Source organism: Schinkia azotoformans LMG 9581, assembly GCF_000307855.1.
In the GTDB taxonomy this organism is placed as follows: Bacteria; Bacillota; Bacilli; order Bacillales; family Bacillaceae_J; genus Schinkia; species Schinkia azotoformans.
In genome coordinates this window covers 83,873-106,311 of record NZ_AJLR01000038.1, presented here as the reverse complement: position 1 = coordinate 106,311, position 22,439 = coordinate 83,873, and the positions used below count along the sequence as shown (strand labels likewise).

The 22,439-nt window shown below is 37.8% G+C and carries 17 protein-coding genes, 2 pseudogenes and 3 riboswitches; of the genes and pseudogenes, 10 read left to right on the top strand and 9 right to left on the bottom strand.

Features of this window, described 5'->3' with window-relative positions; all coding sequences use genetic code 11:
- Positions 1-18 precede the first annotated feature (18 nt).
- The 5 genes and pseudogenes from BAZO_RS03750 to BAZO_RS03730 all read right to left on the bottom strand — a co-directional run.
- A pseudogene (locus tag BAZO_RS03750) lies at positions 19-186 on the bottom strand (AAA family ATPase); the annotation flags it as partial.
- Positions 183-1,733: pseudogene (gene istA, locus BAZO_RS03745) on the bottom strand (IS21 family transposase). The pseudogenes BAZO_RS03750 and istA, both read right to left, overlap by 4 nt.
- A gap of 50 nt (positions 1,734-1,783) precedes the next feature.
- The gene (locus BAZO_RS03740; protein WP_003329946.1) at positions 1,784-2,221 is read right to left on the bottom strand and encodes a helix-turn-helix domain-containing protein; all 438 of its coding nucleotides are present in this window, start codon (positions 2,219-2,221) and stop codon (positions 1,784-1,786) included.
- Entirely contained in the window at positions 2,218-2,730 is a 513-nt protein-coding gene (locus tag BAZO_RS03735; protein WP_003329945.1) for a transposase, read from the bottom strand. Before BAZO_RS03735 ends, BAZO_RS03740 begins: the two co-directional genes overlap by 4 nt.
- A gap of 186 nt (positions 2,731-2,916) precedes the next feature.
- On the bottom strand, positions 2,917-3,636 hold the full coding sequence (locus tag BAZO_RS03730) for an EAL domain-containing protein (RefSeq protein WP_003329944.1): 720 nt from the start codon (positions 3,634-3,636) through the stop codon (positions 2,917-2,919).
- A 79-nt stretch (positions 3,637-3,715) separates the two neighbouring features.
- A riboswitch (cyclic di-GMP riboswitch) is annotated at positions 3,716-3,801 on the bottom strand.
- A gap of 181 nt (positions 3,802-3,982) precedes the next feature.
- A riboswitch (cyclic di-GMP riboswitch) is annotated at positions 3,983-4,070 on the top strand.
- Positions 4,071-4,121: 51 nt separating this feature from the next.
- Here BAZO_RS03730 and BAZO_RS22250 point away from each other — a divergent pair.
- Entirely contained in the window at positions 4,122-4,286 is a 165-nt protein-coding gene (locus tag BAZO_RS22250; RefSeq protein ID WP_157382057.1) for a hypothetical protein, read from the top strand.
- A 74-nt stretch (positions 4,287-4,360) separates the two neighbouring features.
- Here the strand turns inward: BAZO_RS22250 and BAZO_RS03725 are convergent, their stop codons facing one another.
- A complete protein-coding gene (locus BAZO_RS03725) occupies positions 4,361-4,825 on the bottom strand; it encodes a competence protein ComK (protein WP_003329943.1) in 465 nt (154 codons plus the stop codon).
- A 149-nt stretch (positions 4,826-4,974) separates the two neighbouring features.
- Positions 4,975-5,244, bottom strand: coding sequence for a helix-turn-helix domain-containing protein (locus tag BAZO_RS03720; RefSeq protein WP_003329942.1), 270 nt, complete (start codon positions 5,242-5,244; stop codon positions 4,975-4,977).
- Between the two features lie 298 nt (positions 5,245-5,542).
- Positions 5,543-5,630: riboswitch (cyclic di-GMP riboswitch) on the top strand.
- 103 nt (positions 5,631-5,733) lie between these two features.
- On the opposite strand from BAZO_RS03720, the gene BAZO_RS03715 reads away from it, so the two are divergent.
- The 3 genes from BAZO_RS03715 (at position 5,734) to BAZO_RS21085 (ending at position 12,520) form a co-directional block, all read left to right on the top strand.
- Positions 5,734-7,905 carry an EAL domain-containing protein gene (locus BAZO_RS03715; RefSeq protein WP_003329941.1) on the top strand — a complete coding sequence of 724 codons (2,172 nt, stop codon included), beginning with the start codon at positions 5,734-5,736 and terminating at the stop codon, positions 7,903-7,905.
- 272 nt (positions 7,906-8,177) lie between these two features.
- The gene (locus BAZO_RS03710; RefSeq protein WP_157382056.1) at positions 8,178-8,684 is read left to right on the top strand and encodes a sigma-70 family RNA polymerase sigma factor; all 507 of its coding nucleotides are present in this window, start codon (positions 8,178-8,180) and stop codon (positions 8,682-8,684) included.
- Between the two features lie 167 nt (positions 8,685-8,851).
- Entirely contained in the window at positions 8,852-12,520 is a 3,669-nt protein-coding gene (locus BAZO_RS21085; protein ID WP_003329939.1) for a YbhB/YbcL family Raf kinase inhibitor-like protein, read from the top strand.
- Between the two features lie 121 nt (positions 12,521-12,641).
- On the opposite strand, the gene BAZO_RS03700 is transcribed toward BAZO_RS21085, so the two are convergent.
- Together BAZO_RS03700 and BAZO_RS03695 are read right to left on the bottom strand one after the other, a co-directional pair.
- On the bottom strand, positions 12,642-13,667 hold the full coding sequence (locus BAZO_RS03700; RefSeq protein WP_003329938.1) for a stalk domain-containing protein: 1,026 nt from the start codon (positions 13,665-13,667) through the stop codon (positions 12,642-12,644).
- A 227-nt stretch (positions 13,668-13,894) separates the two neighbouring features.
- On the bottom strand, positions 13,895-14,272 hold the full coding sequence (locus BAZO_RS03695) for a response regulator (protein ID WP_039956973.1): 378 nt from the start codon (positions 14,270-14,272) through the stop codon (positions 13,895-13,897).
- 313 nt (positions 14,273-14,585) lie between these two features.
- Between BAZO_RS03695 and BAZO_RS21080 the strand changes: the two genes are divergently transcribed.
- The 6 genes from BAZO_RS21080 (at position 14,586) to BAZO_RS03665 (ending at position 22,327) form a co-directional block, all read left to right on the top strand.
- A complete protein-coding gene (locus BAZO_RS21080) occupies positions 14,586-15,674 on the top strand; it encodes a copper amine oxidase N-terminal domain-containing protein (protein WP_003329936.1) in 1,089 nt (362 codons plus the stop codon).
- Positions 15,675-16,205: 531 nt separating this feature from the next.
- Positions 16,206-17,906 carry a methyl-accepting chemotaxis protein gene (locus tag BAZO_RS03685; RefSeq protein ID WP_003329934.1) on the top strand — a complete coding sequence of 567 codons (1,701 nt, stop codon included), beginning with the start codon at positions 16,206-16,208 and terminating at the stop codon, positions 17,904-17,906.
- Between the two features lie 261 nt (positions 17,907-18,167).
- Positions 18,168-18,614: a MarR family winged helix-turn-helix transcriptional regulator gene (locus tag BAZO_RS03680; RefSeq protein WP_003329933.1), complete on the top strand. Its 447-nt coding sequence runs from the start codon at positions 18,168-18,170 to the stop codon at positions 18,612-18,614.
- Positions 18,615-18,700: 86 nt separating this feature from the next.
- Positions 18,701-19,354, top strand: a complete 654-nt coding sequence (locus BAZO_RS03675) for a biotin/lipoyl-containing protein (protein ID WP_003329932.1) — start codon at positions 18,701-18,703, stop codon at positions 19,352-19,354.
- Positions 19,355-19,368: 14 nt separating this feature from the next.
- Positions 19,369-20,874 carry a DHA2 family efflux MFS transporter permease subunit gene (locus BAZO_RS03670; protein WP_003329931.1) on the top strand — a complete coding sequence of 502 codons (1,506 nt, stop codon included), beginning with the start codon at positions 19,369-19,371 and terminating at the stop codon, positions 20,872-20,874.
- Positions 20,875-20,983: 109 nt separating this feature from the next.
- Positions 20,984-22,327, top strand: a complete 1,344-nt coding sequence (locus tag BAZO_RS03665) for an efflux RND transporter periplasmic adaptor subunit (RefSeq protein WP_003329930.1) — start codon at positions 20,984-20,986, stop codon at positions 22,325-22,327.
- Positions 22,328-22,439 lie beyond the last annotated feature (112 nt).

The following is a 22,439-nucleotide window of genomic DNA, read 5'->3' as shown; positions in this document are numbered from 1 at the left end:
AAAACTACTTGACGGTTACAGCTTATTACTCTTTCGGCGAGAATATTCTAAATCAACGAGTAAACTAAAACGGTCTTCAAAACTCATCTTTTGAAAATCCTTATTCAGTGCTTGTTCTTTATAGGATTCGGCCATACCGCCCAACTTCATTTCGATTAATTTGCTTAATGTTTGTTCATTCATCATTTATCCGTTCCCCCATAATAAGAAGCTCCACGAGTAAAGCCATAATTATTTTTGCTGATTTCAGTTTTCCTTTTCAGTTCTTGCTCGGCATCATTCTTTTTATTGTTCTTCAGTATTGTTTGAATGCTTTTGACCGTTGGTCTTTGGGTCATAGAAATTACCATTTTACACGCACGTTCAATTTCATATTTTGTGTAACGACGCTCAAACTTTTTCAATGAAAATATGGATTGTAAAGCCAGTTTTTCAGTTTGTGAATTATCAAGAAAATACCGAATCACGCTTAGGGTTGATGCTCCGATATTTTCTGCCCATTCAATCGCAGCTTCCGGGGTTTGATCAACAAACAATTTATGGTTATCAGGCATATGATCGCGAATAGTGGTAGACTGACCAAATTTCCCATATAATCGTTTATGAGATGCCACTCTCATATGATTGAAAAAGACTTCAATGAGGTCCTCTGATACTTTCACATCGACTTCTCGATTGATGTATTCGTACGGGACCGAATAAAACATGCTATCGACAGATAGGTGATAGTTAGGACCCACTGTTGCCTTTTTCCATTCAGACATTTTATAAGGTGCAATGGGAAGGGGAGAAAGCGCAAATTTCTCCTCTTCTTCGAATGCAGACAAACGCGACCCTTTTTTTCGAGTAAAGGGTCGCTTATTGAATTCATCTAACTTTATCCGAACCTCTTCGTTCAATTCGTCAATACTGAAAAAGTGTGTGTTTCTTAATGCCGCGATAATCCATGTGGAGATTACCCCAACAGAACCTTCAACACTAGCCTTATCCTTCGGTGTACGAACTCGTGCAGGCATTACAACAGTGTTGTAGTAGTCTGCCATTTCTTTGTAAGTAGGATTTAATATCAATTCACGGGTTGTATGCTTCGTAACGCCCGTTTTTAAGTTGTCGGGAACTATAATCTGGGTAGTGCCCCCGAAATACTTGTACGCATTATTATGAGCCGTAATCCACGAATGTGAATCCATAGATAAACTTGCTTCCGCATATGAAAATTGGCTGCACGGTAATGTCGCAACGAACACATAGGCTTTTATCTTCTCCCCAGTATCCCTATCGATAATGAAAGCAGTGGATCCCGCCTAGTCAACTTCCATAATTTCACCGGGCTTTCTACGAATACGCAATGTCGCTTTGTACTTATCTGCGTACCTGCTATAGTGCCGTAAAAAACTCCGATAAGAGTAAGGGATTTTTTGATTCGCTCTACATTCTGCTTCATATTCATGATGAAGAAGTGAAAGAGTCACATTAGGCTTTGCCAACTCTTCATGAATATAGTCAAAGTTCAAAGGTTGTCGCCCTGATGCTTCTAGCGTCTTCTCAGGAAAGAGAAATTCCTCAATCCATTTATCCGTCATTTCTTCCTCTAATGGACAGACTAATCCCTTTTTTTCGGCAAGGCCGATGATCTCAGTTACTTTTTGACGAGATTTACCTGTACTTGCGGCAATACCTCTAAGGCTAATTCCCTCATCGTGTAATTCCAAAATCTTTCGATAAAGAATCATACAAAAAACCTCCTGCATAATAATGTCACACCTGAAGGTGTGCTCACTAATTATACAGAAGGCGCGAAGTGGTAAATAGCCTGTCGTTTTCTGGTACATTTATTGTCATTAGGTGGTAAGAAAGATGTCATTGATGGTACATTTCGGTGGCGGTAATCAAGCACACGATAAAAACTAGATTCAGAGGCAATATAGATACATTGGTCCGCTAATTTTGGCACAATTTGAGTTGGCGGTAAATCAGCGAATTCCTCCTTTTTAACGACTTCTAGAATCTCTTGTTTTTCCTCTTTCGTTAGTTTATTTTTAGGCTCTGGACGTGAAGCGATAGGACGCTGATCTTCCTTAATTCCACCTTCTGAAACCCACCGTTCATACGTGCGTACACTAATGTTCAATTCTTTGCTCGCTAGGGCTAATCGCGCACCGTTTTTGTTAGCTTCTTGGATGAGTTCTACTGCTAGTGCGCGATCTGACGGGCTGATCATTCGTCCTCTTGGTCCCCCCAGATCGCTTGGGCCTTTTTTCTTAATAGTAATAAGGCTGTGGCTTCCGCCAATGCCTTCTCCTTTTTACGTAAATCTTTTTCTAATGTTTTTGCTCGTTTTTTCTCTTCCTTCAATTCTTGATTCAACTGCTTTGTTTGGTTAGTTTCCCGACCATTAGCGTTCAAGCAGCTATCACGCCATGCTTCAATTTGTTCTCTATACAGGCCTTTCTTTCGGCCATACTCTGCTAAATCGGCTTGATTCATTGCGTACGTTTCCATTACGATAAGGAATTTGTCCTCGCTGCTCCATTGCTCCGACCCTTGTCCATCTCCGGCTGTTGCATTCCCAGCAGCACGAGCTTCTTTCCTCCACTTATATAATGTTGCTTCCGTTATGCCAACTTCTTCGCTTATTTGGCTGATGGCCTCGTTATTTGGCGGCATCATTCTTTTTATAATAGATTCTTTTAGTTCCTTGGGATATCGTTTTCCTAGTTTCTCCGTCATGTCGATCAACCTCCGTGTTTACTATAGTATAACACTAAAGTTCTATACGACATCTATCCTAACAGAGGGGGAGCCATAGAATCATATAAGCATTTTGTTAAGTGCAATAGTTTTTTCTTCTCTTCTAAGTTCTATTCACCCTGAAAAAGCCCCTTCTCAGTTATTTAAGTTGGGGCTCATTACTTCTTAATTAATCTTTTCAGGCATACCTAGATAGTATCCTTGAGCCATACGTACACCTATATCTCGTGCAGTATTTAGACTTTCTTCATTCTCTATTCCTTCCAGTACTAAATTTACATTTGTATTGTCACAGTACGAAAGTACAGATTTAATCATGTCTTGCTTATTTACAGATTTCTCAAGGTTTTTAGAAAAATATCGATCTAGTTTTATATAATTTGGTTCAAATTCAATTATTGATTGCATGGAAGGCCAGCCTTTACCAACATCGTCAAGGGCAATTGAAAATCCATACTCTTTTAACAATTTTACCCTTTCAAACAATAAATTTAAGTCGAAAGTATCAGTTTCATTAATCTCAAAGATTATGTGTTGACAGGACTCCTTGAATTTTGTAAAAATATCATTTAGAAATGCAGGAAAAGTTTTATTTATAAGAGTCGATGGGAAGACGTTTATAAATAACTTTAATTCTTTTTTCATAAACCTTCTATTTATGAAATGGGAACTCGTTAGGGCTTTATGGATAGACTTGGTGTCTAGATCATAGAGCCTATTTGTTTTTTTTGCCTCACTAAATATAAAATCAGGAGAGCCCATATTTGTTCTTAACAGGAATTCACCACCAATTGATGAATTATCATTCAGGTTATATATGGGTTGAAAGTAATGTTCAAATTGATTTTGATCAATTAAATTATTTAATAAACTTTTAGTCTTCAAAAATCTCTATCCTCCTTTCAATGGCAAAATAAAAATCCACCAAAAAGGTGGATTAGAAAAGTTTTTACATAACCATCTCTTTGGTAACCCGGCTACCATAGTTGTAATAACGTTAGGCCCGTGGCTTTGCGTCCCTATTTTTCAATAGGTTTGCCATTTAACTTTCGGTATGATATTTAATTTAGAATAAATTATATATCATATTGGTTGGAATTACCACTTGTTTTTTGGATAAAAGCACAGTATTGACAGATCCAAGAGAAACTTCGCTTCCCTCCAATATAGGTCCGCAGCCTCTTATCAAGGGTGCTATAAATATTGTATTGTTTCTGTATAACACGTAGATTATACGAAATGGCAAAGCCATTGAAAAATGGTGGCGCAAAGCTATAGGGACTAACGTTGTTTTACAACTATGTCAGCCAGTTTCCGAATACAACAAGTTTTATTCCGTCGATTTGTGTGGATTAAGGGGAGGAATCCATGTGTTGAAAATTTTTATGAAGGTCGGTTATTATTTACACCGTTATTTACAAGGGTACAATGAAGTACTGTCAAATGACGCCTTATGTGAAGAACTTAAATCTAAGTTCAGATCTAAAGCAATATACCATGGGCATAAAGCTAAGAGTTTATTATCAAGATTTTAATGGAATGCCGGGACAGTTCTTGTGTTCCAATTTAATAATGGAATACAAGAACCGTCCCTATGTTCCTGGGATAATTAAAACCCGATAATGCACATGGCTGTTCGCTGCATTTGTTTTTCTAATATATATTGGGATTCTTGTAAAGAGATGCGTTGTCCATTTTTAAATGTGATCACTGATTGAACGCTTAGTTGGTCGGGAGATTTATATGTTGATATGTATTTGACATGATGATAGAAAATCCAGTTACATTCAAACGATTTAGGTGAGTGGGTTGGAAATGCAAAAATTTCGTCTTTTGGATTAATTGGAATGGGAACCTTTTGCTGTGAACCGGTCCTATAACTTACAGCTCTACGTCTTCCATCATAGGTAGAACCGCCTTCTAGACAGGCATCCTTGACAATTTGAATAGGTGTTTTTCGAACATAGAATTGTTGGTTTTCTTCAAGTACAAGTGTGGAGTATTCCGTATGAGCAACCGATAATAAAGCCATCGTATTTTGATTTACCTCATAATGATTGATGATTTGTTTCATAATGACACTCTCCTATTTTAGAATATTTTGATGATAGTTTAACAACTTAAACAATCGACATTTTCTTTTCTAATAGAAATAATATCCACTTATGAAAACGTTTGCAAATCATTGAAAAATAAGTACATGCAATATTTATTTAGGGAATTTCACCTTTTTTCTAGCTTTACTAGCATTTCGAATTGCGGTTTCATATCGTTAAAAAGCTGATCAATGCTAATGCCACGACCGACAAATATTTTATACAGAGTTAGAGCATCCGGTAATTTTTCACCTCGTTCAATCTTTCCTATATAGCTGTCGTCAAGATCTGTTTTTGAAACAAATTCTGATAATGTTAACTTTTTCTTACTGCCTTCATAACGTTTTTGTCTTAAAGTTTTACCAAATAAATTTCGAAACAGTTTTCTTCTTAGCATTCAATCAGCTCCTTAATAGGTTTGATTCTATTATCATTTAAAAAATTACATTTTTCCACACCCTATCGGTCACATTTTGTTCAAATTCTAAGATTTTTTTAGTTCATTTTTGAACCATGGGGTCGGGAATTCTGGCCCAAACTCAATCTAGTACTTTTTTAATATAGACTTATCCGCGTATTATCCTGCTTTTTCATCATATTCCAGCAAAAAAGTTTAGATTTTTTACAAATATTCGCATTTTCACTGTACAATAGTCCTATTTGGTGTAAAATTAAAAATAGATTAAGTGATAAAAAATTGAAAAAGGCAAAACTACAGAAATGTAGTGACGCAAAGCTATAGGGACTAATCCGTTATGTATGGAATGTCAGCCAGTTACCGTAATTTTGAAGTAAAAGACTTGTTCCTTTTATTACGGAAGCAAGTCTTTTTTATTTTTTTTAAATGAAAAAGGAGATAGGTATTACAATTTGGAGGTAGGGCAAAATGTTGTGGGATTCTAAAGAAACAGTTCAGAATTTACTTACTGCATTTCAAATGTCGCCATTAGCACTGATTGCACTTGATTCAAACATGACCGTTAAATACTGGAACAAAACGTCTGAAAAAATGTTTGGTTGGAAAGAAGAAGAAGTTTTAGGTCAGGCTTTTCCCATTATTCCTGACTTTGAAGCAGAGAAATTCAAAAAAATGTTTGCTGGTATCATGGCAGGGCATTCAATGCCTAGTACAGAAGCAAAAAGGCTAAGGAAAGATGGCACATTAATCGATGCTATGATTAGCCCGTTGCCATGGTATGACGGCAATCGAAATGTAAAAGGTTATCTTGTCGTTATTAATGACATAACCAATTACAAAAACATAGAAGATGAGCTTAGGAACCAAGAAGAAAAAGCGGAGCATATGGCTTATTTCGATTACTTAACCGGGCTTCCAAATAGAAGGCTTTTTGAAGAAGAACTGAAGCGCAAATTTGAAGAGGCAAAACATAGCCAATCCGTGTTGGCCTTAATGTTTCTAGATCTGGATGGGTTTAAATTTTTGAATGATACGTTGGGGCACAATATTGGTGACAAGCTTTTGAAAGAAGTCGCGTTTCGCTTGAGTAATATTAGAAGGGTAACAGATTTTGTTTCACGGTTAGGGGGAGACGAATTTACTGTTATTTTATCAAACCTTAAAGAATTGGATGAGATTCATGACGTTGCTCAACAAATTTTAAAGCTTTTTGAGTTGCCATTCAGGGTAGAAAATTATGAACTGTTTATTACAACCAGCATTGGTATCAGTTTATATCCTTATGGGAGCAACAACATCCAAGACTTAGTAAAAAATGCGGATCTCGCGATGTACCGGGCGAAGGATGAAGGAAAAAATAAATATCAAATTTTTTCGCCTACTATGAATATCAGTATGTATAAAAAATTCACTCTGCAAAATGATCTTAGAAAAGCTGTACAAGAAAAGAATATTTTTTTACTATACCAACCTAGGATCGACAGCAAGTCTAATAAAATAGTGGGGGCAGAAGCCTTGGCTCGCTGGAAACATCCTGAATGGGGAATTGTATCCCCTGAGGAATTTATCACATTAGCTGAGGAATCAGGATTAATTAATACGCTTGGCGAGCAGTTGTTATACATGGCCTGCGCTCAAAATAAAAAATGGCAGGATCAAGGGTATGACTCGATTAAAATTTCCGTGAACTTTTCAGCGCTGCAATTTTTACAGGTCAACATCGTCGATACAGTTGAAAACATTCTAGCAGCAACTGGACTTGAGCCGAAATGGCTTGAAATTGAGATTACCGAGACCGTTGTTATGGAAAATGAAGCAAATATTGCACTCAAATTGGAACAATTACGTGAAATGGGCATCAGTATTGCCATTGACGATTTTGGAACCGGCTATTCCTCCTTAAGTTATTTGAAAACGCTTAAACCGAGCACAGTCAAAATTGATAGATCATTTATTCAACAAATTCCAATTGATATCGAGAATACCGAAATTGCTACAGCAATCATTAAGCTGTCTGAAAAATTAAAGATAGATGTTGTCGCAGAAGGAGTAGAGACTAGCGAACAATATGCCTATTTACGCAAAATCCATTGCAATGAAATGCAAGGATATTTATTCAGCAAACCCATCGCAAGTGAAGAATTTGAAAGAATACTTAAAATAGGCAAGTGTTTGCCACACACTGGAGTTTTAACGGAAGATTCTTCTTTTGAAAATCGCCGTGAATATTTCAGAATTGAATTGCCAAGACCGTTAGTAGCAGAAATGACGATCACTTCATTAGGTGGAAAGGCAGTACAGTTGGGTATGACGAAGGTGTTAATTGAAGATATAGGTCCTGGAGGTGTCCGGTTCACATCCAATATTAAATTACCACCACGGCCCGATTTAATTTTAAAATTAAAAACATACATCTTGGAACAAACTCTTGAGGTTAGCGGATCGATAGTTTGGACGAATGAAGTAGATAACCTTCAACAGTATGGATTAAAATTTACCATAAAAGACAAACTACGGGATTCATTAACCAGTCTACTTAATCAATTTCAAGTCTTGATTCGGAACAAGACCGTCTCCTCAACTAGCAGCTTCTTAGTGACAAGCAAACAGCAGTTTTTTAGCCCAAAATTGCAGAAGTGAATGCAAGAACCATGGGGTCGGGAACTCTGGCCCAGAAAGTGGACCAGTGGGTCGGAAACCCTGCCCCACCATTCTTGACAATATGTTTATTGTTACATATGGCTTTTGTTGTAGTAGTGATATTTAAAGTTTCATAGTTTCTTACTTAAAGTTTGGTCACCCTAGTTTGCTTCGAATTTTAAATAGGGTGATATGACAGTCTTTTATTGTCCGATTACAGTAATGGTACCGCGGAATACTTAGAAGGTGCGCATTTTCAGAAGGACAATGTCTTGATTTATCAAAACAAATCAATAGAGGAAGTCTTGCTTCAATTTGAACCGATGGTAAAAAAACAGATTCTTTCATTACAAGTTTTCAAGGGTCAAGAGGAATTTTATCAGATTGGGCTAATAGGGCTTTGGGAAGCTTATCAACGCTTTGACCCCGAAAAAGGACCATTTCCAGCCTTTGCGCAGAAAACGGTAAGGGGGAGAATGTTGCAACACATGAAGGAACTGGCTCGATTTAAGCAGCGGTATACTGCTGTAAGTGATGAAGTGCTAGAGTTTATCGAGGATACAGGTAGTGGAGTGCCATTGGAACGAGAGATCATTTTGTCATATTGCGATGGACTATCAGAAAGACAATTGGCGTGGGTGAATCATGCAATAATCGAAAATAAAAAGCTTCGTGAAATTTCGAAAATAGAGGGGGTACCAGCCAACCACATCAAAAGTTGGAGAAGGGAAGCATTAAGGAAAATGCTGAAGAATTATCAGGAGATTCATAGGAGTTAAATTGGGACACGGGGTCGGGAACTCTGACCTGGGGAACTCTGGCTTGGTATAAAAAAATTACTTAGATTCCTAAATTCACCTGTTTTGTAAGACTTTTGTAAGAATTTTGTAAGACGCCTTCTATATAATCTATTTTGTAGTTCAAATAGAATAGGAGGAGAGTAGCAGTGGGAAATCGGAGAAGGTTTCAAAGATTTTTACCAGTTGTAATGGTTCTAGCTATGATTTTATCATTTTTTGGAACCAACGTTTTTTCTTCAGGGTCAGACATAAAGGGGCACTGGGCTGAAGAGGAGATTAGTGAGTGGGTAGAGAAGGGTTTGATTGGTGGTTATAAGGATGGTAGTTTTAAACCTGATGCCTCGATTTCTAGGGCTGAATTTATTGCGTTAGTGAATCGTGCATTCGAATTCACTGAGTCTAGTGAAACTGGTTTTAATGATGTTTCGACGAAAGATTGGTATTACAGTGAAGTGCTGAAAGCAAAGGCCGCGGGTTATATTGGCGGATACCAGGACGGAACAATTAAGCCGAAGAACAATATCAATCGCCAAGAAGTAGCGGCTATTCTGTCACGTCTATTGAAAGTAGAAAACGCTGCAGATAGTGTCGAGCAATTTAAGGACAAGGGGAGTATTCCACAGTGGAGCAAAGGCGTTGTCGGTGGTATTGTGGCACAAGGACTTATGAAAGGCTTTAACGATGGTACTTTTAAGCCGTTAAACAATACAACAAGAGCCGAGGCGGTTGTTATTTTAAGCCGTGCCCTGAATGGCGTCGGCCAGACTGTGTCAGAAAAAGTGTATGACACTGCTGGTACTTACGGCCCGGCAGCTGGATTAGAAACAGTGAAGGGTAATGTTGTAGTAACTGCTCCCGATATAACTTTAAAAAATATGATAATCGAAGGTAATTTAACCATTGCTAAGGAAGTTGGCAACGGGGAAGTTTATCTAAAAGGCGTAACCGTTAAAGGGAAAACGTATGTTAACGGCGGCGGAGAGAATAGTATTTATTTTGAAGATACTGTTCTTTTAACAGTTATCGTTAATAAAGCAGATGGTACGGTGCGGATCGTTGCAACTGGAAGTACGACAGTTCAAGAGGTAACACTACAATCAAATGCGAAGGTGGAGCAGGTTGGCACAGAAGGAGTGGCATTCCAGGCGATTACTCTTGCTGAAACATTACCTGCAAATTCCAAAGTAACTCTCATCGGTAATTTTGAAACGGTTGATATTCAGGCAACCACAGTTGCAGTTGAGATTCCTCGAGGATCTATTCAAAATCTGAATGTAGATAAAAAAGCAAAGGATACAACTATCAATTTAGCTAAAGATGCGAAGATCATTTCTTTGGTGCTTGAAGCTGCTGTAAAGGTGTTGGGCGATGGAACGATTGACAAAGCTTCCGGTTCAAAAGCAAATGAATCTTCATATAAAAATAAACCAATTAACATGACTAGAAATACCGGTGGCGGTGGGGGAGGCGGTAGTTCCTCTGGAAATGGTGGCTCAACCGGGAGTGGGGATACGACACCACCAACCATTATATCCCTATCCCCGGAAAACGGTGCTAAAAATGTATCGTTATTACGTGATTGGGTAATTACTTTTGATGAAGATGTAACAGCCGTTGAAGAAAAGTTTATTACTATTAAACCTGTTGATGAAGATATTGTAGTTACTGCGGCTTCCGAAGACACTGAAAACTCAGAGGGAAAGATTGATATACCAGTCTTAAGTGATTATGTAATTGTATCAGGAAAGGTTGTTACAATTAAACTTTGGAATTACCTAATGGAACATGTATATGTTGATGAGGATGAATATGAAACATTTTCAAGTGAAACAGAATTTGAAATGATGACAGAGTCTGACGATCCTTATAGTTCGAAAGTATATGTTACAATTCAAAAAGGCGCCTTTAAAGATAAGGCCGGAAATGAATTTGCTGGAATAAATGACAAATCCACTTGGAGTTTCTCAGTTTCATATGATCCGCTCACACCGATTGAAATAACAACAGCGTTTGAGAATGAAGGAAATATTGATGAAAAATATAGCATGGATGGAGGAAATGTTAGTTTACCAGTTGAATGGACAAAAGTTGAAGATGCCCAGTCCTATATAATTCTTTTAACAGACTTGGATACGGATCATTTCGTTCACTGGATTGTTAAGGATATTCCAAAGAATATTAACAGTATAGGTGAAGGAGTTTCACGAACAGATGAAATGGTAGGTGTTGAGTTAAAAAACAGTTACCCACCATTCTATGCACCTAACGACAAAGGTTATGGTGGACCACAACCAAATATTAAACATGAATATTTATTAGAGGTTTTTGCTTTAAATGTTGAAAAATTTGACCTAGCTGAAGATGCAAGCCCAGAGGATAGTCTTGATGCTATAGGGGCTGCAATGCATGAGGGGAAAGTAATTGGTTATGGAGAAATTTCGGGTACTTTTGGTCCGGAGGTTGATGGAACTAAGAGTATTATAAGTTCTACAATGTCAGATACTATATCAATTGATACCGAGTTTACATTTGATGTGAAGGTAGTGGATACTAAAGGGAAACCAATTAGGGGATTAGTATATAGCGACGAAATAGGACAATACGATTTTGACTTTAAGTTAGAGGAGTATGTTTATCTAGATGTAATTAGTGTCGTAGAAAGTGATGAGACACCTGGCCTGTATACTGTGATCGCAACACATGGGGCAGAAGAAGAAATTGAGATTACGGGCTATGTACTTGGTATTCCTATCACATCAGGAAACTTATCATTTAAAGTAATTGGCAATCCCCCTTCAGTTAATAAGATTGTCCTAACATCGAAAGATAATATAATTGATATTGATGGAACTGATGATCTTGTTATTGAATTTAGCAAGGAGCTTTCCGATGAATCTAAGCATGCTATCCTACAGTATTTAACTGAACAAGGGATTGGAATAGAAGCAGAAAATAAGTGGGATACATGGTATTCAAAACAATTATGGATAAAAAACACAGTAGAATCAGATGCTCAATTTACAATACCAAAAAATCTGGTTTATGATGGTTCAGGAAATAGTCCGGCGGAAGATATAGTTATTAAAATCCCAAATAAAACTTTATCATTAAACGGGATTAGCATTTCTTCCTTTACTGATACAAATCCAACAGCTGGTTTGATATCTGGTATAATTGAGTTTACTAAAGCTGAAGATGAATCAATAGTTACTGATTACACTATCTATATTTCTGACAGAGATACAGAAGGAAAGTGGATTAAAGATTTAGCAAAATACAATGTTAAAGCAAATAATAATCCGAATTATAGTGTAACTATTGATAATTTAGATGTTTCTGATGCTACAACTATTAGGATAGAGGTACAACCAAATAGTGGAGAAATTTATAATTGGCATAAATTTTCAGAAATAACAGACAACTCGATCGGTGGGGATGAGGGTGAACCTGATATAACCGCACCAAAAGCTACATCAATAACCGTAGATGAAACAGGTTTGAAAATTCTAATTGTTTTTGATGAACCAATTGTTTTGCACGATTCATTAAGTAAAGACATGTTTACTGTAAAAGTGGACAAGGACGAAGAGTTTTATATAATTCCGGTAATAGATTATAAGGAAACTGAGAATCAAAACGAACTGGAGTTAACTCTTGAAGAGCCAATAAAAGTAGGATTTGATGTGAATATTGGATTCAATGGCGAAGGTAGTTTAAGCGACACTACGACACCACCCAATTTTGTTGAAACAACTTTAGGTTTAGGATATGTTACTAATAACTCGAATGTTGGAGTACTAACGGATCAAAATTAAACTATTTGAGGTAGCGTTAACGGCGACGTTTTTCCTGTTTTCTAACGTAAATAACAATATTTCCATAAGCAACAAACAGCCAGCGCCTTTCGGACGCTGGCTGTTGATTTTTTCTATAAAATTAATCTATCTCTACATCGCCGCCATCGCTACCATCCGCATAGAATGTATCTAATTTTTTACCATTATCTGCATTCTTAACAGTTCCATCTATTTCAGCCTTTTTAAATTCATATAGGATGTCGTCAACGATATCTTGTAGGAATTTAAGTTTATTTTTTTTACTAAGATCGTTCCAATCATCGGCGTTAACTTCAATTGTTAGATCAATTTCATCCTCATCACCATCTAATGAAATGTCAATATCATCGATTCCATTATAATCATAGTAATCATCATTTAATTCGTCCTCTAAATCATCAAGGTCTGTATTTGTAGCGGTAAGTCTTACTTTATCTGATGAATCGATGTTAAAACTAGCTAATTGCTTACTGCTATTATCAGCATCTTTTATTGTTCCTTTAATATCGGCATCCTTAAATTCTTTCAAAATGTCATTAATGATAGCTTGAAGGAATTTTGTTTTCTCGCTGCTAGTGAGAGAATTCCAGTCCTTTCCGTCTACATCAATACGGACATCAATTTTATTTTTGTCTCCACTTAACATAATATCAACATCATCGAGGTCATTGTAATAATCATAATAGTCATCATTTAGTTGTTTTTCTAAAGCATTAAGGTTCCCTGTTTTTTGGGATTCTTTTAATTTATTAATCTCAGCTTGTAGCTGGGCAATTTGTAAATCTTTTGCTTTAATTTGTGCAGTAAGCGAATCGACTGTTGCTTGGCTGATAGGTGTTGTAATATCCTTGATCGTAATCGTATTTGATTCACCATTCCACTGCACGTTTTTGTTATATAATTCTCCCATCATTCTAAGAGGTATGTACGTTACCCCATTCAAGAGAAATGGTTCAGTCTTTGGATCAATTGTAACTTCCTGGCTGTTATTGATGATTTTAATATTTTTATAATGGGCATCAACTTTTTTAAGAGCTGAAGAAGCGTCCACGCTAGTTGTGAACAATACCCCACTCAGAAGCGCTGTTGCGGATAAAACGCTAAACGGTTTTTTCCAATTTTTCATAATAATAAATCCTCCTCTAGTAGATTAATAGTCTTCCCCTCTTATTTTAGACGAAATTCTACATAAAATGGTTTCAAATTCCAAAGAATTTTTATTTTTTTTCCATGTTGAGCTGTGGGGTCGGGTGCTATGCCATGCCATGGGGTCCCATGGGGTCGGGAACTGTGTCCCGTATTATTAAGCAATAGAAGAGAAATAGGGACAAAGGCTGTCCCTATTTCAGCCCTTTATGTATTTAAAGTAAAATGCCTATTTACAATAGTTACCAAATTATGAAAATGAGGTTTTACAACGAAATCTATTGCTCCGATTTTAATTGCCTCTTTAATAATGATTTGTTGTCCTCCTAATGACGAACAAATAATTACCTTGGCTTGGGGATCAATATTAATTATTTCTTTTAAAGCATCCATACCATTAAGCACAGGCATCGTAATATCCATTAATACAATCTCAGGTGAGTAAATCTTGTATTTATGGATTGCATCCATTCCATTTTCCGCTTCTATAATCTCCCGATAGTTTGATTCAATTAAAATATTTCTTAAATGACGTCTCATAAAAAGAGAATCGTCAACAATTAGTATTCCCTTCAATAGAAACATCCTTTCGCAAAATAGGACTATTTTACAATCATTTAATCCCAATATTATCATGTACAATTGCTATAATTAACCGGGAAAAAACGGTAAAAACACTGGGCCACGGGGTCGGGAACTTCGGCTCACTTTTAGATACCTCGTTGTAAGATCTTTGTAAGATTTTTGTAAGATTCCATCTGTATAATATTTTGTAGTTCAAATGGATTAGGAGGGAGGCTTATTCTTATTCACAAAGATTCTTACTTGTTGGCTGTAACATAAAGGTAGGTTCAAAAGTATTTATAAAAATATCGTTTAGAAAGGGGAATGTAATGTCATGAAAAAGAAATTAGGAATCATCGGTTTGTCAGCTTTACTTTCCATTAGTACAGTGCAAGCGACATCTGCTGCAGGGCTTTGGTCAGAGGATCTTTGGGGGGATGAAAATCCAACAACACCAACAACTCCTGGATCCACCACTACAGATTGGTCAACAAATCTAGACTGGGGTCAGTCAAACGTGCAGAATAATGACCAGGGATCTCCCTATACGGATTTATGGTCAGAAGGTCTTTGGAAGGAGCCTGAGAAAAAAGAGACGGAGTCAAAGCCTAATCAATCTAATCCATCGACAAAACAAGATATATGGACCAATCCAAGTTACGTTGAGCAATGGTCAGAACCAGAATATGTTGAAGTATGGACGAATGTCGTTACAACGGATCAATGGGCTAATTTGGTGAAAACACCTGAGTGGTCAAAAGCTGTGGAAACTGGACAATGGGCAGATGTCGTTAAAACAAAGGAAATGCAAGCCTTGCAACAAACTAAGTCATGGGACAGCCTGCTAGACGTGCAACCAATAGCTTGGATGGATTTAGAATCTATTTTGGAAATGCCGCCAGGAGAGGTTTCATTTGACACGCCACCGATAGTGGAAGATGGTCGAACTTTTGTACCTCTTCGAACAATTCTGGATTTAACAGGAGCCGAAATGGATTGGAACAATAGTACTCAAACGGTAACTGCGAAGAAAGGGGATATTACTATTGCCTTAACGATTGGCTCGAAAACGGCCTACGTTAACAATAAACCCATTACCTTAGATGCGCCTGCAAAAAATAAAGATGGCCGTACCCTAGTGCCATTGAGGTTTGTTTCTGAACAATTAGGATACAAAGTGAATTATGATGCCGCTGCAAGTAAGGTTACAATCAATGATAAGTGGCATTTTAGTACAGATCCAAAGACATATGCGAATAAAAAAACAACACCTAAAACAAATGGATCAAACTCAAATTCAAACTCAAACGATTTGATCTATGGAGGATTAAACGATGCCCAATGGAATGCCATGAAAATTTTTGAAAAGTATGGTGCTAGTGGCGGTTTTGGATTAAATTATTGGGGACAAAGTGGATTTTAGATGCAACAAAGGATAGGGAAGATAACTTCTCTATCCTTTTTTTGTGGGATGGGACGCGGGGATGGGCGAGCCACAGGACCGGGAACTGTGTCCCGCAAAAATAAAATTCGACAAAAAATGACAAAATGTGATTTATCTCACTTTTTTTTATTTTTATAAGTGATATAACAAAAATTGTTGTAGGATGAAAATAATGGTATATATAGTATAAGTATAATACAAATTCTTTCCTTATTTTAAATACAATTTGATACAATCTATTGGAAGAGAATAGGAAGTGAAGTGTTACTACGTTCCAATCTAGGAACTCCAGATATATGATCCTCAAGTATTGCGTCCCTACAATTTTCAAAAAAGTGCTTCCATATCAAACCTATTGCTTATTAACATATTCCCATCTACGATTTTACACCCAGAATTCCCTAACCTTATTAAAACAGCATCACTTCAATTTTCAATATAAGTAAAAGTTTTTGTAGCAAGTAAATAGGGAATTTTAAAACCATCAATAATTAAGAACAGAGGGATAGCGTGAAAGTAGGAGTTACAGGGAAAATCGTTGGTATTGTTATTATCCTTTTTACAATTTGTTTTGTCATGATTTCATTTGTTTTTTATTTTACTGTCTCAAAACAGGTAAAGGAGTCTGCTGGACTAGAATTGATAGGCTGTGCCAATATTACGACTGGTGTTATTGACCCTCATTTACTTGAAAGTGTTGCTAGTGGAAGTCAAAATGACTTACTAAAACTTGAAGATCAAATTGGTTGGATAATTGAAAAGAAGCCTATATTTTTAGATGCTTACATTTTAGACTTTGAAGGTAAAATTATTGCAGCAGATAAATCCTTAAAATCACAGGGAATTATCGCGGGAGATTCGGTTGATCTAGAACCGGAAGTCATTGAGAAAATTAGAGAAATGAAGCATTCAACCTACTCTGATATATATTCATATGGAGGAATCAAACGCGTTACTGGATACGCTCCAATTTTTAAAGATAATGATTCTTCTAAAGAGGTAGTAGCAATTAATGCAATCGACTTTGATGCAGGGATCATTAATAAGAGGGTATGGGAGACTCTAGCATTTCCAATAGCTTTGGGAGTCGTGCTATCGGGTATTTTGGCTATTATTACAATTCTGTTTGTTAGAAAAATTATAGCTCCGATTAAGGTTATTACAGCCCATGTAAATGAGCTTTCAGAAGGAAATCTACAAGTAAAACCGCTTGAAATACATACAAACGATGAACTGGGTATGTTGACAGAAGATTTTAATGAAATGGCCTATAATTTTAGGCAAGTTATTAGGCAGATTGAAAGTAGTGCTGAACAGGTAACAGCATCGTCTCAAGAATTACAAGCTACTAGTGAACAGGCCACTAATGCAACAAAACAAATTTCTGCTGCTATTCAAGAGGTTGCTAGTGGGGCTGAAATCCAAGTTATCAGATCAGAGCAAAGCGCAATGGCAATGGAGGAAGTATCGAATGGCATTCACCGGATTGCCAAGTTTTCAATGACTGTGAAGGATTCCGCAGAGGATGCAGAAACCTTGTCAGAACAAGGATATCTCTCTATTCAAGAAGCCATCCATCAGATGGAAACCATTGAGGCTGGCACACAAAACACTACGGTAGCCATGAGAAAGTTGAGTGAACAATCGCAGGAAATCGGAAAAATTATTGATGTCATATCCAATATAGCAGAACAAACGAATTTACTCGCACTAAATGCAGCGATTGAAGCAGCACGGGCAGGGGAACATGGTAGAGGTTTTACAGTTGTTGCTGATGAGGTAAGAAAGTTAGCAGATCAATCACGTGCATCTGCCACCCAAATTGTGCAGTTAATTCAAGGGATTCAAAAAAATACGGAAGTTGCTACTAGTGAAATAGAGCATAATATTCATGAAGTTGATGCAGGAAAGGCAGTCATCAGCAAAACAGGTGAGGTATTCCAACAAGTATTGATAGCAGTTGAACATGTTTATGGTCAAATTCAGGAAGTATCAGTTACTTCGGAACAAATTTCTTCCAATACGGAGGAAGCCACAGCGTCAGTTGAGCATTTAGCCGAAATCGCCAGAGAAGCTTCTGGACAATCGCAAAGTGTAGCAGCAGCCTCCGAAGAACAATTAGTTTCTATGGAGGAAATCAATGCCTCAAGTGAAGCCTTGAGTAAATTAGCACTGCAATTACAAGAATTAGTGACTAAATTTAAAGTATGATGAATGGGACAAATAGTCGGGGTGGGACGCAGGGTCGGGAACTGTGTCCCGTATTAAGCCAAACTGGGCTAGAAAATCAGATACTAGGCCAGAAAATCCGCCCCCACGTCCCAAACTTTTTCTTTGTAATTTTAGCTAAACTTGGTATAATACTTAATTATTCGAATACGAAATATTTCACATTATTACATGATTAAAAGGAGGATGAGGGACTGAGAACGGGGAGTTGGAACAGGAGAGTCATCCTCGAATTCCAGGGTTATGAAAATACATACGAACAGCATTAGAAAACAAATTGGAAATATTAATAAATCTTACTATGATCTTATTACACACGAAATTGGGGATACGAATTTAACAGTGCCGCAAGTGTTGGTTTGTCGCTGTATTAAGGATGAGCCACAGATGGTATCTTCGATTAGTGAAACGGTTAAGCTTGCCAATAGTACGGTTTCAAGTATTATTGACCGTTTGGAGAAAAATGGCTATGTTACTAGAATTCGAGATTCAAAGGATCGTAGAATTGTTTGGGTAGCGGGGACAGAAAAGCTGACGCAATTACGGAAAAAAATGCCGGTACTTGAAGAGAGCTTTTTTGAAATTTTATTTGAAGATTTAGATGAAGAAAGTGTGGAGCAGATTTATCGTTCGTTGGAACTATTGGCCAATCATATGATGAAAAAGGTTGCAGAGTATAAAAAGGAATAATATTTCGTGTTCGAAATAAAATGTTGGTTTTGGAACAGGCGAACCGTCCCCGTGTTCCATAAAAATAAAGTAGACAGGGTGGGAGTATGGAACGTAAGAAATCTTTAATCTTGATACTTATTATAATAATTGGTGCCGGTATTGGAATTGGTTATTATTATTGGTATCAAAGTGCGCATTATGTGAAAACAGAGGATGCTAGGTTTGCAGGGGAATTGTATAAGGCTACACCGCAAATTACTGGTGAAATCTCTAATGTTTTTGTAGAAGAGGGTGAGATTGTCCAAGAAAATCAAACCTTGGCCGAGCTCGATACCGCCAATCTTGATGCAAGTTCGATAAATAAAGCAATTGTAAAAGCACCAGTGAGCGGGACCGTTGTCAAGGTATATTCAAAGACAGATGAATTAGCATCACCTTCTCAGCCGATTGCTTTAGTAATGGATTTAAATGATTTATACGTGTCTGCCAATATTGAAGAAACCGATATAGGAAAAATAAAAGCAGGTCAAGAGGTTACCGTTTCCATTGATGCATTAGGTGGGCAAAAGCTGAAAGGGAAAGTAAGTAAAATTGGAAAAGCAACGAATTCAACTTTTTCCTTATTACCAGCAACAAATACGAGCGGTAACTTCAATAAGGTCACGCAAAGAATACCGATTGAGATTACTGTTTTTAAACCAAAGGATTTAGAATTAATTCCAGGGTCGAATGTGGTTATCAAAATTAAGATCAAATAGGGGAGGGCCTAACATTGGGAAATGAGTTGACAGCACAATTACCTCCTCAAGAGCAACAGCAATCCTATTGGTTGCCGTTATTTGCGATTATTATTGGCGCTTTTGTTGCTATTTTAAATAATAGCCTTCTCAATATTGCCATTCCACAGCTCATGAATGTATTCGGGTCAACACAGGATCGAATTCAATGGGTGTTAACTGGCTATATGCTTGCTTCTGGGATCATTATCCCGATATCGGGATATGCCGGAGACCGCTTAGGATATAAAAAATTTTTCCTACTTTCATTGGCGGTGTTTACAGGAGGCGCTTTTCTCTGCGCGATTGCGTGGAGCGATATGACTTTGATTATTGCAAGGGTCATTCAAGGGTTGGGCGGCGGTGTCATTATGCCGATCAGTATGGCCTTGATCTATAAGATTGTACCTCGGAACCAAATCGGAATGGCCTTAGGTTTATGGGGGATATCGGCGATGGTGGCGCCGGCCATCGGCCCAACCCTAAGCGGTTATTTAATTGAATGGTTTAATTGGCGTTTTCTATTTATCATCAATATCCCGATCGCACTTTTTGCCCTTTTTATGGTTAGTATTTTATTAAAAGAGACTGAAATTGATAAAACGAAGACATTCGATTTTATGGGCTTTTTCCTAATCGCGACGTCATGTGCAACGATGTTATATGCATTGAGTAACGGAAATAAAGTGGGATGGACGTCCTTTGAGATTGTATTTTTACTATACATAGCCATATCCGCTTTGATTTTATTAATTTGGGTGGAAAAAGGGAAAGAAAACCCGATTATTGAATTAAGTTTATTTAAAAATTTTCCATTTACGCTTAGTCTGGCTATCTCCAGCTTTTTAACTGTGGGGCTTATGGGCGGTATGTTTTTGATACCGATCTATTTTCAAAATATCCAGCATATTTCTGCTGTTGATACAGGGATTTTGTTGATGCCGCAGGCGATTGCGATGGCGTTAATGATGCCAATTGCCGGTAAGCTATTTGATAAATTCGGTGCTATTCCTGTCGGTGTGGTAGGTTTGATACTGTCTGCTGTGCCGAGCTATGAGTTATACCGATTAACGGCAGATACATCACATAGTTGGATCAATTTTGTTTTGATCGTACGTGGTCTTGGGCTCGGCTTATGTATGATGCCGATCAATACAGCGGGCATGAATGCTGTTCTTCCAAAACAAGTGGGGAATGCTTCTTCCTTATCGAATTTGATTAGGCAAGTCGCGGGCTCCATATCGATTGCAATCCTCACGATGATCATGCAAAAACGTGCCGCCTTACATGGCAGCTATATGGCGGAATCGATCACACTTGATAATCCAGCCATTTTTCAAGTAAGCGGCTCATCACCAATAAGTTTAAGTACACTAGGAAGTCTAATCCAACTTGAATCGACAACAAGAGGGATAGCAGACACATTTTGGATAGCGGCCTTACCATTATTTTTATGCATTCCTTTGGTTTTTTTCTTTAAGAAACCAAAGCAAACCGAGTGATGGGACACAGGACCGGGAACTGTGGTTCATTTTGGTGTAGTTGGGACATGGGGTCGGGAACTCTGGCCCATTTTTAAATGAAGTTAACGAAAGGAGCAGTCATTTGCGAATGAAAAATAAAACACTATTTGCTGCTATAAGTCTTTTATTAGTGGCCACACCAGGTCTAACTGGCTGCAGTTCTAATGTGATTGAAGTTTCAAGCCAAGAGCTTTCTGTAAATGTAAAAACAGCGACGGCTTATGAAGGATTTTTAAACAACGGACCGATTTTTACCGGGACTGTTCAAGCGAATGAAGAAGTGACGGTTGTTCCAAAGCTTTCAGGCCGAATTGCAAGTATACCTGTAGAGGTAGGAATGACGGTTAAAAAAGGAGATCTTTTGTTTTCTTTAGAAGATCAGGATTTAAAAAATCAATCACTCCAATCTGAGGCAGCATTGGGAGTTGCAAAGTCTGGGATTGAAGCGGCAAAATCAAGCTATAAAAATGGGGTGATTGCAGCGGAGAACGGGCTGAATCAGGCGGCCTCAACGGTGAGCCAATTAAAAAATAGCTTGGAAGAAATTAATGCTTCAGAGAAAAAGATTGCTAAAAATCTTGCTGACGCCCAGGCTAATTTGAATCGTACAAAAGAACTGTTTGCTGCAGGCGCGGTGTCGAAGTCACAGTTGGAGCAGGCTGAGACCGCATTTGTGACAGCAGAATCTGCTATGAAGTCCGTAGAGGTTAGTAGAAAAACTACTCAGGATAAACTTGCGACAGCCCAGGTTGCTTACAATAACGCAAAAACACAGCTGCAAATTGCAAAAGAAAATCCACAGGTAACGGTCAGTGAAGAACAGTTGAAACAAGCCGAAGCAGCTGCCCAAATTGTAAATCATAATCTTGGAGAAGCATCAATCGTTTCGCCTATTGCAGGGACAATAAGTTCTGTTAATAGTGCAGTAGGGGAAATAGTAGGGCCGCAAACCGCGACTGTAGTAGTTTCGGATATTAGTAATGTGCGGGCTCTAGTATATGTACCAGCTGAAAAAATCAATACGATCAGCGTAGGTGACGCTGTTCAAGTAAAAATAGCCGCTGCTGACACTAGTTCTATTGGTAAAGTCAGCAATGTTAGTCCAGTGAGCGTAAATGGTAAGGGTTATCCGGTCGAAATTACAGTGAGGAATTCCGAACTAAAATTGAAGCCAGGAATGGTAAGTGAAGTGATGTTCATTGATGATGAACAATCAAAAGGCACAATTATTCCAGCTAAAGCATTAGTGGAAAAAGACGGAAAGATATTTGTATACGTGGTTGAAGACGGTCATGCCAAACTAACAGAAGTAGAAGTGGGCCAAATAACTGATTCCCAAGTCTCAGTGAAGAGTGGCTTGAACGCAAATGACAAAGTGGTAACAACAAAAGTAGAAGTATTAGAGGATGGAATGAATATAATAGAAGACTAACCGGGCGGAACACAAGCCCAGTTGTTGGGACACAGGGTCGGGAACTGTGTCCCATTTTTGTGTGAGGAGTGGGACGCGGGGCCGGGAACTGTGTCCCAGTTACAGATGTGGG

What these genes read in the sequence shown, in the direction of transcription:
- BAZO_RS21080 (WP_003329936.1), top strand. Translation starts at nt 14,586, where the DNA reads ATGAAAAAGAAATTAGGAATCATCGGTTTGTCAGCTTTACTTTCCATT.
- BAZO_RS03725 (WP_003329943.1), bottom strand. Translation starts at nt 4,825, where the DNA reads ATGAAACAAATCATCAATCATTATGAGGTAAATCAAAATACGATGGCT.
- BAZO_RS03680 (WP_003329933.1), top strand. Translation starts at nt 18,168, where the DNA reads ATGAAAATACATACGAACAGCATTAGAAAACAAATTGGAAATATTAAT.
- BAZO_RS03735 (WP_003329945.1), bottom strand. Translation starts at nt 2,730, where the DNA reads ATGACGGAGAAACTAGGAAAACGATATCCCAAGGAACTAAAAGAATCT.
- BAZO_RS03665 (WP_003329930.1), top strand. Translation starts at nt 20,984, where the DNA reads ATGAAAAATAAAACACTATTTGCTGCTATAAGTCTTTTATTAGTGGCC.
- BAZO_RS03700 (WP_003329938.1), bottom strand. Translation starts at nt 13,667, where the DNA reads ATGAAAAATTGGAAAAAACCGTTTAGCGTTTTATCCGCAACAGCGCTT.
- BAZO_RS03740 (WP_003329946.1), bottom strand. Translation starts at nt 2,221, where the DNA reads ATGATCAGCCCGTCAGATCGCGCACTAGCAGTAGAACTCATCCAAGAA.
- BAZO_RS03675 (WP_003329932.1), top strand. Translation starts at nt 18,701, where the DNA reads ATGGAACGTAAGAAATCTTTAATCTTGATACTTATTATAATAATTGGT.
- BAZO_RS03720 (WP_003329942.1), bottom strand. Translation starts at nt 5,244, where the DNA reads ATGCTAAGAAGAAAACTGTTTCGAAATTTATTTGGTAAAACTTTAAGA.
- BAZO_RS03695 (WP_039956973.1), bottom strand. Translation starts at nt 14,272, where the DNA reads ATGTTTCTATTGAAGGGAATACTAATTGTTGACGATTCTCTTTTTATG.
- BAZO_RS03715 (WP_003329941.1), top strand. Translation starts at nt 5,734, where the DNA reads ATGTTGTGGGATTCTAAAGAAACAGTTCAGAATTTACTTACTGCATTT.